We start from the raw sequence: 8697 nt of genomic DNA, 5'->3' as shown, positions 1-8697 counted from the left end.
GCTGCACACCTACAATCACCACCGCGGACACACCGCGCTCAAGGGCCAACCACCCGCCAGCCGCGTCCCCAACCTCACGGGTCAGTACAACTAGGTCTCGTTGGCGTACGCCAACCCGTACGCCAACAGCAGCGGACAAAGACAGCTACCCCCCGACGCCCACGGGCCCTATGATCAGGCCGCGCCCCACCTGGACGCGGCCTGAAAAGCGGAGACCAGATTTCACTCACGGTCAAGCGCCCTCCCACGGGGCCTCTTGCATTGCCCGCCCCGCAGGGAATTACAGCAACCCCGTCAGGCGCCCGTGTCGGCTGCGGCAACCGTCGCACATCCCACTGCCCAGCCTCTGCCTGGAGTTGCGCGGATGGCACCCGCCGGTCGGTGTGACGCGGCCCCGGGCATGTCTCGAAGACACGCCCGGGGCCGCTCCGCGACGGTCCGTCTCAGCCGAACAGGTTGTACTGCTGCCAACCGGTGCCGATCGTCACAGGGGTGCCGAAGATGTCGGACGTGGCCTTGCCCGTGCCCGGGTACAGATAGAGCGTGCCAGCCGGGGTGCGAGCGACGAGGTCGGCCCTGCCGTCCCCGGTGATGTCGCCGACAGCGTCGAACGCGTTGAACTGGCCCCACGTACGGACCTGGATCCGGGCGCCGAACGTCCCCGAACCGGACTTGCCGGTACCCGGGTAGAGGTAGACGGCGGAGTTGCTGCTGCTGCGGGCGAGCAGGTCGGCCTTACCGTCGCCAGTGAAGTCGCCGTGGCCGAGCAGCACGTTGTACTGGTTCCAGCCGCTGCCGACTGCGACCGGCGAGCCGAACGTCCCGTTGCCGAGGCCCGGGTAGACGTAGAGGATCCCGCTCGCCGTCACCGACAGCAGGTCGGGCTGGGCGTCGCCGGTGACATCGCCGGGTGCGACGATCTTCGTACGGGTGGACCAGTTGCCGAAGACCAAGGGGGTGGCCCAGCTGTTGCTCGCAGGGATGTAGTGCCGCCAGTAGACGGCGCCGGTGGAGGCGCGCCGGATGATCTGGTCCTGGTAGCCGTCCCGGTTGAGGTCGGTCTGCAGGACGACGTTCTTGTCGCTGTAGGAGCCCCAGGAGATCCGGGTGGCGAAGGACGTGCCCTTGGAGTCGTACTCGTAGCCGGTGTTGTCGGACGCGCGGCGCACGAACAGGTCGGCATTGGCGTCGCCACTCAGGTTGGTGTCGTCGATGCGCGGGTATGTCGCGCCGACGTACGTGCTCACCTTCGTGAAGACGCTGTACGAGCCGGAGGCCACGCAGTCCTGGACGCCCCAGGAGACCACGCCGACGATCTTGCCGCCGACGATCAAGGGACCGCCCGAGTCACCGTTGCAGGCGGCGACGGTGCCGCTGTCCGATCCGGTGGCCGGGGTGCCTGCGCAGACCATGTGGCCCGCGACGAAGTCGGTGGTGTAGGTGCTGGAGCAGGTGGCGTCCGAGACCATGGGCAGCGTCGCGGTGCGCAGCGTCTGCGCTATGTCGCCGCTGGTGGAGCTCGTGCGTCCCCAGCCGTACAGGGTTGCGCTGGTGCCCGCCCCGTAGGACGAGGTGTCGTTCGACGTGGTGATGTTGATGGGCTTGACGCTGACCGGGTTCGGCAGCGTCAGGACCGCGATGTCGTTGTCGATCGTGGTCGCGTTGAACGACGGGTGGTTCCACTGCCGCCATACGCCGGAGACGGTGCCTCCGTGCAGGTCAACCGAGCCGTCGCTGTTGTCGGTCGGCAGCTGGTCGGTGCCGGTGACGATGGTGCCGTTGGCGTGCCAGTTGTAACCCTTGACGCAGTGCGCGGCGGTGAGGATCTTCGTCGGGGACACGACCGAGCCGCCGCAGAAGAAGCCGATGTCGTCCGAAGTGTCGCTGGTGCCCTTGTCGTCGTAGTACCAGAGCTGCGCCATCCACGGAGCCTTGGCGATCGTGGTCTCCGTACCACCGATGATCTTCGGGTCGACGGTGGTCGTCGCGGAGGCCGAGGGCGTGGCGGTCGGCGGCGCGGTGCTCGGCGTCGCGGCGGTCGCGGACGGCTTGGACCGCGTCTGCGAGGCGTGGTCGGTCCGCAGTGCCCCCTTCACGCGAGCCGTCAACTGCGCCTGCGAGGCGACCGTGGCCTTCGCCGGGGCGGGAGTGGGAACGGCAGCGGGGGAAGCGTGGGCCGACGCCAAAGAGAAGGCGCCGGCAAGGGCGGCGGCAAGCGCTACGGCAGCGGGAACGACTCTCCGCGCCCGTCGCCTGCGTCTTACGCCCCCGCTGGCCCTGTGGGTAGGGAACACTCAGATCTCCCGTCGGTGAAAGATGGTTTCTCGCACGCGGACAGGGAGAAAGCCGCCGACCGACGGCGGCTCGTGGATAGCGCCAACTGGTTCGGGACCGACACGTCCCGAAATTCTGTTCCCCGCCCCGCGGCCGCCCGATCGTAGGAACGATCAGGAAGTGGCCCTGGGACCGGCCAGGAAACGCATGCGGAACAACCACACAAGACTTTGCAAAGCCGCCGGGTTGGCATCGCCGAGGACCACCTTGCCGGTCAGCCTCCGCTGCTGCACGGGGACGACTCCATACCCGACCACGTCGCGCTGGTCGTCGTTGGTGCCGTCGTACGCCGACCGGTACGCCGACAGCAGCGCACAAGGGCGTCTCTCTCCCGACGCGTCCGCCCCCTATGATCAGGGGACGCCCCACCAGGACGCGGCCTGAAAAGCGGAAGGTCGCCGGTTCGACCCCGGCCCCAGCCACAGCCACGAAGGCCCCGTTCGACGAACGGGGCCTTCGTCATGAGGGGGCATGCATGGCAGACGACTTCCCGGGCTTCCAGGGCTTCGAGATCGCCCGGCGCGGGTACGACCGCACCCAGGTGGATGCCTATCTGACCCGGCTGGCCTCGGGCACGGCGTCCGAGACACCCCCCGTCTTCGACATCGTCCGGCGCGGGTACGACCGGTCACAGGTGGACGCGCGGGTCTCACAGCTGCTGAACGGGGGAGCGGGGAGATGAGCCAGGACCAGGCCGCCGCCATGACGACGGACACCCAGCTGGAGAAGACCCGGGCACGGTACGGGCTGCTCGCGGTCATCGTCAGCAATCTGGCGATCGCCGCGGTCGCCGTCTTCGGCGTGTGGCGGCTCGACGGCGACAAGTCCGTGATCGTCGGCATCCTGACCGCCGCGTTCACGGCCGTGAGCAGCATGACCACCGCCTATCTGGGCATCAAGGCCGTCTCCAACACGGCGAGGTCGATCGCGCTGGGGCAGCAGGGCGGCGGCGCTGCGCCCGTCTCGACGCCACCCGTCTCGACACCCCCCACCTCGATGCCACCGGCCCAGCGCACCCCCTGAGGCAACCGTCGGCAACCCGCCGTAGGGGTGCCTGTCGTACGCCGGATGCGTGTGCGTTGTGGCTGGTCGCGCCCACGCGGCGCAGCCGCAGACGTGGCCCGGTCAAATCGTTCGCGAGTTTTTCGGGCGGGGTGAGATCCTGGATCGCGTATGTCTACGCATCCCGCCCCCGCTCTCGGCACCCTCGCTCCCCGTCTGACCGAACTGTCGCTGCGTGACGCGCACCGGCTCGGTCGGCGGCTCGAGGGCGCGCGCAAGATCCGTAAGCCGGAGGCCCGCGCCGCCGTCCTCGCCGAGATCGAGGCAGAGGTCGGCAAGGCCGAGGTCCGCATGGCCGAGCGGCGCTCCCGTGTGCCCGCGGTCGGCTACCCGGAGCAGCTGCCGGTCAGCCAGAAGAAGGACCAGATCGCCGAGGCCATCCGCGATCACCAGGTCGTCATCGTGGCCGGTGAGACCGGTTCCGGCAAGACCACGCAGATCCCGAAGATCTGTATGGAGCTGGGCCGTGGCGTGCGCGGCATGATCGGGCACACCCAGCCTCGGCGGATCGCCGCCCGGACCGTCGCCGAGCGGGTCGCGGACGAGCTGAGGACGCCGCTCGGGGAAGCCGTCGGTTGGAAGGTCCGCTTCACCGACCAGGTGAACCCGGACGCCACATTCGTCAAGCTGATGACGGACGGCATCCTGCTCGCCGAGATCCAGACCGACCGCGAGCTGCGCGCCTACGACACGATCATCATCGACGAGGCCCACGAGCGGTCCCTGAACATCGACTTCCTGCTCGGATACCTGGCCCAGCTGCTGCCCAGGCGCCCGGATCTCAAGGTCGTCATCACCTCCGCGACCATCGACCCCGAGCGCTTCTCCCGGCACTTCGGCGACGCCCCGATCATCGAGGTCAGCGGGCGGACGTACCCCGTGGAGGTGCGCTACCGGCCGCTCCTGGAAGAGGACTCCGAGGACGCCGACCGGGACCAGATCACCGCGATCACCGACGCCGTCGAGGAGCTGATGGCGGAGGGGAAGGGCGACATCCTCGTCTTCCTCTCCGGTGAACGGGAGATCCGGGACACCGCGGACGCCCTGGAGAAGAAGAAGTACAGATTCACCGAGGTCCTGCCGCTGTACGCCCGGCTGTCCCACGCCGAGCAGCACCGGGTCTTCCAGCCGCACACCGGCCGCAGGATCGTTCTGGCGACGAACGTCGCGGAGACCTCCCTCACCGTCCCCGGCATCAAGTACGTCATCGACCCCGGCTTCGCCCGGATCAGCCGCTACAGCCACCGCACCAAGGTCCAGCGGCTGCCCATCGAGCCGATCTCGCAGGCCAGCGCCAACCAGCGCAAGGGCCGCTGCGGCCGTACCAGCGACGGCATCTGCATCCGGCTGTACAGCGAGGACGACTTCCTGGCCCGGCCGGAGTTCACGGACGCCGAGATCCTGCGCACGAACCTGGCCTCCGTCATCCTCCAGATGACCGCGGCCGGCCTCGGCGACATCGAGAAGTTCCCCTTCATCGACCCGCCGGACCACCGCAACATCCGCGACGGCGTGCAGCTGCTGCAGGAGCTGGGCGCACTGGACGCCGCCCAGAAGGACCCGCGGAAACGCCTCACCGACACCGGCCGCAAGCTGGCCCAGCTGCCCGTCGACCCGCGCCTGGCCCGCATGGTCCTGGAGGCCGACAAGAACGGCTGTGTCCGCGAGGTCATGGTCATCGCGGCCGCGCTGTCCATACAGGACCCGCGTGAGCGCCCCGCCGACAAGCAGGCCCAGGCCGACCAGCAGCACGCCCGCTTCAAGGACGAGACCAGCGACTTCCTCGCCTACCTCAACCTGTGGCGGTACATCCGCGAGCAGCAGAAGGAGCGTGGATCGAGTTCCTTCCGGCGGATGTGCAAGCAGGAGTACCTGAACTTCCTGCGCATCCGGGAGTGGCAGGACATCTACACCCAGCTGCGTACGGTCGCCAAGCAGATGGGCATCCACCTCAACGAGGAGGATGCCGCCGGCGACCGCATCCACGTCTCGCTCCTCGCCGGCCTCCTCTCCCACGTCGGGATGAAGGACGTACGGGACGGCAACAAGAACGAGTACCTGGGCGCCCGGAACGCCAAGTTCGCGATCTTCCCGGGTTCGGCGCTGTTCAAGAAGCAGCCGAAGTTCGTGATGTCGGCGGAGCTGGTGGAGACGTCCAGGCTCTGGGCGCGGGTGAACGCCAAGATCGAGCCCGACTGGGTCGAGCCGCTCGCCGAGCACCTCCTCAAGCGGACGTACAGCGAACCGCACTGGGAGAAGGACCAGGCGGCGGTGATGGCGTACGAGAAGGTCACGCTGTACGGCGTCCCGATCGTCGCCCAGCGCAAGGTGAACTACGGCCGCGTCGACCCGGAGACGAGTCGCGAGCTGTTCATCCGCAACGCGCTGGTGGAGGGCGACTGGCGCACGCACCACAAGTTCTTCGCCGACAACCGCAAGCTCCTCAGCGAGGTCGAGGAGCTGGAGCACCGGGCGCGGCGCCGGGACATCGTGGTCGACGACGAGACCCTGTTCGACTTCTACGACCAGCGGGTGCCCGAACACGTCGTGTCCGGCGCGCACTTCGACTCCTGGTGGAAGCGGAAGCGGCACGAGCAGCCGGACTTCCTGGACTTCGAGCGGGAGATGCTCATCCGGGAGTCGGCGGAGGCGGTGACCAAGGCCGACTATCCGGACTCCTGGCAACAGGGCCGGCTGAAGTTCCGGGTCACGTATCAGTTCGAGCCGGGCGCCGACGCCGACGGCGTCACGGTCCACATCCCGCTCCAGGTCCTCAACCAGGTCACGGACGAGGGCTTCGACTGGCAGATCCCGGGCCTGCGCGAGGAGGTGGTGACGGAGCTGATCCGTTCCCTCCCCAAGCCGATCCGCCGCAACTACGTCCCCGCCCCGAACTACGCGAAGGCGTTCCTGGAGAAGGCGGTGCCCCTCCAGGAGCCGCTGGCCGTGACGATGGCCCGCGAGCTGAAGCGGATGGTCGGCGTGCCGTTCGAGGCGGAGGACTTCGACTGGTCCAGGGTCCCCGACCACCTGAAGATCACGTTCAGGATCGTGGACGAGCGGCGGCGGAAGCTGGCCGAGGACAAGAACCTGGAGACGCTCAAGCTGCGGCTGAAGCCGAAGGCGCGCGAGGCCCTCTCCCAGGCGGCAGCGGCGACCGCGTCCCGCGAGGGCGGCGAGTCCCTGGAACGCGGGGGCCTGACCGACTGGACCATCGGCACGCTCGCCCGGGTCTTCGAGACCCGCCGCGCCGGACAGCCGGTCAAGGCGTACCCGGCACTGGTGGACGACGGCGACACGGTCTCGGTCCGGCTCTTCGACACGGAGGCCGAGCAGGCCGAGGCGATGTGGAAGGGCACGCGGCGCCTGATCCTGCGTAACATCCCGGTGAACCCGGCGAAGTTCGCGTCGGACAAGCTGACCAACGCCCAGAAGCTCGCTCTGTCGGCGAACCCGCACGGCTCCGTCCAGGCCCTCTTCGACGACTGCGCGATGGCGGCGGCGGACAGGCTGATCGCGGACTTCGGCGGGCCGGCGTGGGACGAGGAGTCGTACCGGAAGCTGTACGACAAGGTGCGCGCCGAGATCGTCGACACGACGGTCCGCACGGTCGGCCAGGTGCAGCAGGTCCTCGCCGCCTGGCAGGCCTGTGAACGCCGCCTGAAGGCCGTCAGCAGCCCGGTGCTGCTCGCAAACCTGACGGACGTCCGCAAGCAGCTGGACGCCCTCGTGAAGCCGGGCTTCGTCACATGGGCGGGCATACGCCGCCTGCCCGACCTCATGCGCTACCTGGTGGCCGCGGACCGGCGCCTGCAGCAGATGCCGACGAACGTCCCGCGGGACACCACGCGCATGGAGAAGGTCCACGAGATGCAGGACGAGTACGCCTGGCTCCTGGAACAGCTCCCCAAGGGCCGCCCGGTGCCGTCCTCCGTCCTGGACATCCGCTGGATGATCGAGGAGCTCCGGGTCAGCTATTTCGCCCATGCCCTGGGCACCGCGTACCCCGTCTCCGACAAGCGGATCGTGAAGGCGATCGACGCGGCCGTATCGTAGTCGCTCGAGTACAGGGGGTGAGTTCGACCAGGCGGCCCCACCTCCTGTACAGTCTCTTCTCGCAGCGCAAAGCAGCAAGCCAAGCGCCGCGAAACCTGGTCCTGTGGAGCAGTTTGGAGTGCTCGCCACCCTGTCAAGGTGGAGGCCGCGGGTTCAAATCCCGTCAGGACCGCAGAGAACGAGGGCCCGCATCCGGCAACGGACCGCGGGCCCTCGTCGTACACCCACCCCCATGACAGAGGCCGCGCCCGCGGCGCAGCCGCAATCAAACACAGCAAATCCCGTCAGGACCGCGTAGAACGAGGGCCCGCATCCGGCAACGGACCGCGGGCCCTCGTCGTACACCCACCGCCCACCGCCCACCACGCACCACCCCACCAAGGCGGAGACACCGCGCCCCCGGCGCGCCGCAATCGAGCGGCGGCACACCACCGTCAGGGCCGCATCGAACCAGGGCCCGCATCCGGCGACGGACCGCGGGCCCTTCCTCATGCCGGTGACTCCTGGGACCGGTCGGGGTGTTTCGGCCCGTCCGGCGTTGAGGACGAGGGACGTTCAGGGCCGAGGGTGGGGCGGCAGGCCCCAGGGGGTGGCGCAGACCGGCGCGCCGGGTCCGCACGGGCGCCCGGAGGAGCGGCCGAACCGGCGGAGCCACCCCGCGCTCTTGACGACGTCACATTCCGTCGGTACCCAGAAGACAGGGCCCGCCTCCGCTGTGCGGCCCCTGGAGGTGGCGTATGGCGGCATCGGTCAGGCACGAGACGCGGGCGCTGCTGAGGGCCCATCTGTCGGCCGCCTCGTCCTACCGGCATCTCACCCGCCACTGCCCCGTCTGTCATCACCTGTTGCGGCTGGCGATGGACGCCGGCTCGCGGAACCCCGAAGCGAGCGACGAGGAAGCCGAGGACGAAAGTCCCCGCAGCGCGTGACCGACGCCGGCCCCAACGGCCCACCGGGCGTGGGACGCTGGAACCGGCCGCTCCACTAGCGCACCCGTACCGTCGGCAACAACCGCCGGGGCGTGTGACGGGAGTCACCGCATGAGTTTTTGAAAGGGCGGTACTTACCCCCGTCCTACAACTGGTCAATTTAATATGTGCAATTGCACCGCTCTCAGCGGTCACGCACAGCCGTTCCGACAGCCCTGCCCAGACTCCGACAAGGCCGCTCACAGCGACCCGCCCACGCCCCGACCAGCGCACAAAAAAGATCGCGCTGGACCCGGCGGAGTCCAGCGCGATCTAC

5 protein-coding genes and 1 tRNA gene are annotated in these 8697 nt (G+C 68.7%); 5 read left to right on the top strand and 1 reads right to left on the bottom strand.

Annotated elements, in window-relative coordinates; genetic code table 11:
- Window positions 1-443: 443 nt before the first annotated feature.
- On the bottom strand, window positions 444-2294 hold the full coding sequence (locus tag AB0L59_RS35435) for a trypsin-like serine protease (protein ID WP_365590765.1): 1851 nt from the start codon (window positions 2292-2294) through the stop codon (window positions 444-446).
- Window positions 2295-2809: 515 nt separating this feature from the next.
- On the opposite strand from AB0L59_RS35435, the gene AB0L59_RS35430 reads away from it, so the two are divergent.
- The 5 genes from AB0L59_RS35430 (at window position 2810) to AB0L59_RS35410 (ending at window position 8381) form a co-directional block, all read left to right on the top strand.
- Window positions 2810-3016 (top strand): DivIVA domain-containing protein, encoded by a 207-nt coding sequence (locus AB0L59_RS35430; RefSeq protein WP_365590764.1) that lies wholly within the window; start codon window positions 2810-2812, stop codon window positions 3014-3016.
- On the top strand, window positions 3013-3357 hold the full coding sequence (locus AB0L59_RS35425; protein WP_365590763.1) for a hypothetical protein: 345 nt from the start codon (window positions 3013-3015) through the stop codon (window positions 3355-3357). The genes AB0L59_RS35430 and AB0L59_RS35425 overlap by 4 nt, the downstream gene beginning before the upstream one ends.
- Window positions 3358-3507: 150 nt before the next feature.
- Window positions 3508-7452, top strand: coding sequence for an ATP-dependent RNA helicase HrpA (gene hrpA / locus AB0L59_RS35420; protein WP_365590762.1), 3945 nt, complete (start codon window positions 3508-3510; stop codon window positions 7450-7452).
- A 97-nt stretch (window positions 7453-7549) separates the two neighbouring features.
- Window positions 7550-7624: transfer RNA gene (locus AB0L59_RS35415), tRNA-Asp, on the top strand.
- 565 nt (window positions 7625-8189) lie between these two features.
- Window positions 8190-8381, top strand: coding sequence for a DUF6274 family protein (locus tag AB0L59_RS35410; protein ID WP_365590761.1), 192 nt, complete (start codon window positions 8190-8192; stop codon window positions 8379-8381).
- The last annotated feature ends 316 nt before the right edge of the window (window positions 8382-8697 follow it).

Origin of the sequence: Streptomyces sp. NPDC052109 (assembly GCF_040680195.1) — a bacterium.
Taxonomy (GTDB): domain Bacteria; phylum Actinomycetota; class Actinomycetes; order Streptomycetales; family Streptomycetaceae; genus Streptomyces.
The sequence above is the reverse complement of the archived record's forward strand: the minus strand, read 5'-3'. Positions and strand labels throughout refer to the sequence as shown.

Coding starts and splice junctions, on each gene's coding strand:
- AB0L59_RS35430 (WP_365590764.1), top strand. CDS start 2,810: ATGGCAGACGACTTCCCGGGCTTCCAGGGCTTCGAGATCGCCCGGCGC.
- hrpA (WP_365590762.1), top strand. CDS start 3,508: ATGTCTACGCATCCCGCCCCCGCTCTCGGCACCCTCGCTCCCCGTCTG.
- AB0L59_RS35410 (WP_365590761.1), top strand. CDS start 8,190: ATGGCGGCATCGGTCAGGCACGAGACGCGGGCGCTGCTGAGGGCCCAT.
- AB0L59_RS35425 (WP_365590763.1), top strand. CDS start 3,013: ATGAGCCAGGACCAGGCCGCCGCCATGACGACGGACACCCAGCTGGAG.